At 65.8% G+C, this 2,544-nt stretch carries 2 protein-coding genes and 1 pseudogene; all 3 read left to right on the top strand.

Features of this window, described 5'->3' with window-relative positions:
* Nucleotides 1-289: pseudogene (locus PGX04_RS01005) on the top strand (alkaline phosphatase family protein); the annotation flags it as partial.
* A 114-nt stretch (nucleotides 290-403) separates the two neighbouring features.
* The gene (locus PGX04_RS01000) at nucleotides 404-1,420 is read left to right on the top strand and encodes a polysaccharide pyruvyl transferase family protein (protein WP_273736809.1); all 1,017 of its coding nucleotides are present in this window, start codon (nucleotides 404-406) and stop codon (nucleotides 1,418-1,420) included.
* Between the two features lie 154 nt (nucleotides 1,421-1,574).
* Nucleotides 1,575-2,544 (top strand): sulfatase-like hydrolase/transferase (locus tag PGX04_RS00995; RefSeq protein ID WP_273736808.1); only part of this gene is annotated, 970 nt, incomplete at its 3' end.

Genomic DNA, 2,544 nt, shown 5'->3' with positions numbered 1-2,544 from the left:
GTTCGTCGAGGAAATCGTCGCCGCCCTCGGCGAGGCCGACGACCTCCTCGTCGTCAGCGATCACGGAATGCGCGCCGCGTTCTATCCGCCCGACGCGGGCGAGAAGCCGGCGAGTCACTCCTGGCGTGCGTACGCGAGCTCCACGGCCGAGACCGCTCCGGAGTCGGTGTACGACGTGCGGCGATGGGTAGAGGAACGCGCGGCGGAGTCCGGTCCGACCGCCACCGACGCCGACGAGGACATCGACATGCCGACCGACCGCCTGCGCGAACTCGGCTACCTCGACTGACGGGTCGGCGATGCGGCGATGCGGCGGTCGAAACGAGCAATCAGCGTCGAAATGGACCGTTCAACGGTCGTAGTATCTGCATAATTATCACCGATTCCGGTGGAGGGACCCTCAATGCGAATCCTGCTTCTCCGGACGTGGACGACGAACATCGGAAACGGCTTCATCGACTACGGGGCGAGAGCGATGCTCGAGCGAGCGTTTCCCGACGCGGAGATCGTCGAAACGGGCGGCTATCCCAACCACGCGTCGGACACCGCGGCGCTGTGGGGCGGCACCCGGAAGCTCGCGCGGATGACGGGGTACGATCGAGGCAGCTACGAGTCGCCGACGCATCCGATTCGACGGAATACGGTGAACATCAGCGAACTGATCGACGCTGACCTGGCCGTCTTGCCGGGCTGCGTGCTCTCGAGACCGACGTTCCGGAAGTACTACGACACGCTCCGGCAACTCAGGGAGCGAAATATTCCGATCGTCGTCGTCGGCGGGGGCGGCGAGGAGTACGACGAGGACGAGCGGAAATACGTCGAGGCCGTCTTCGACGCGCTCGATATCGATGTCCTGCTCACCCGGGATCGGACCGCCTACGAGGAGTACGGCGACCTCGTCGAGTATTTGTACGACGGCATCGACTGTTCGCTGTTCCTGGGCGACGGCCACCAGCCACCCGAGGCGAACCGGACGTTCGACGTCCACACGTTCGACAAGGGCGAGGAACCAGATATCGACGAGACCTCGACGCCGACGATCATTCGGCCCGATCACGCTCCCTTCGACGAACCGTATCACTTCCCCGTCGGCGAGCAGGCGAGGAAGCTGGTCGGCCTCGAGACGCCGCTGTTCGAGGCGGAGAACGTCTTCGTCTCCGATCTCGTGACCGACTACCTCTTCCTCTACGCCAACGCGGACGTGGTGCGGTCGGACCGGATCCACGCCTGCCTTCCTGCGCTCACATACGGCAACCGAGCCCAGTTCTACTTCGACACCCCGCGAGCGAACCTGTTCGATCGGGTCCCGATCGACGGCGACGTCACGAGCGAACCGGTCCGGTTCGATATGGACGAACTCGAGCGCGAGAAGGACGCACAGGTCGACGCGCTCGAGGAGGGGATCGCGACGGTCCTGTGAGCGTGACCGTTCCTGCGACCGGAATCCGACGGCCGTCCAGTGGTAGAGAACGAGCCCGGAGCCAGCGACTGGAGACCGCGCGTTCGACGGCGACTCTCGGTGCCGCATTCGGTTCGAAGTCCGGGGACAGGTTCTTTGTGGAGGGTATGGTAGGATGAGCGGACACGCGACCATGGGAGACGAGCCATCTATCGCCCTCGTCGTGCTCGATACGCTTCGCGCGGATTCGTTCGACGAGCACTTCGAGTGGGTGCCCGGCGTGCAGTTCGCGAACGCGTGGAGCACGACCCACTGGACGGCCCCGGCCCACGCCTCGCTGTTTACCGGTCGCTACGCGGTCGAGGCCGGCGTGACGATCAAGTCCCAGGAGTTCGACCGAGAGACGACGCGCCTTCCCGAACTGTTACAGCATCGGGGGTATCGCACGCGGGCGTTCAGCTGTAACGTCAACATCTCGGAGCAACTGGGCTGGCACCACGGGTTCGACGAGTTCGACGGCGGCTGGCGGCTCCGCGGCCTCGGCGAGGACGTCTTCGACTGGGACGAGTTCATCGCCGAACACCGGTCCGACGGCCCCGAGCGCTACCTCCGCGCGCTCTGGCGCTGCGTCGACGACGACTGCGACACGACCCAGTCGCTGAAGCAGGGCGCCCTGATGAAGCTCCGCGATATGGGGCTCAAGGGACGCCACCCCGACGACGGCGCGGCCGAGTTCCTCGAGTACGTCCGCGATAGCTCGTGGAACCGGGACGGCGAATTCCTCTTCGCGAACCTCATGGAGGCCCACCTGCCGTACGATCCGCCCGACGAGTACCGCACCTATCCGGACGAGGAGTCGCCCCACTTCGACAGCGTGAAGGCCACGCTCCGGGAGCCGTCGGCCGATCCGGACCGGATCAGGACCGCGTACGACGACGCCGTCCGGTACCTCTCGGACGTGTATCGAGAGATCTACCGGGAACTCGCCGCCGAGTTCGATTACGTCGTGACGCTCGCCGACCACGGCGAAGCGCTCGGGGAGTACGGCGCGTGGCAACACGGCGGCGGGCTCCACCCGCCCGTGACGCGGATTCCGCTGGTCGTCTCCGCGCCCGGACCGAACCCCGACGATCGAACCCCGAACG

The sequence above is a fragment of the Natrinema soli genome, assembly GCF_028618695.1.
Note: the sequence above shows the minus strand (reverse complement) of the source record. Positions and strands in the feature narration are given on the sequence as shown.

What these genes read in the sequence shown, in the direction of transcription:
- PGX04_RS01000 (WP_273736809.1), top strand. Translation starts at nt 404, where the DNA reads ATGCGAATCCTGCTTCTCCGGACGTGGACGACGAACATCGGAAACGGC.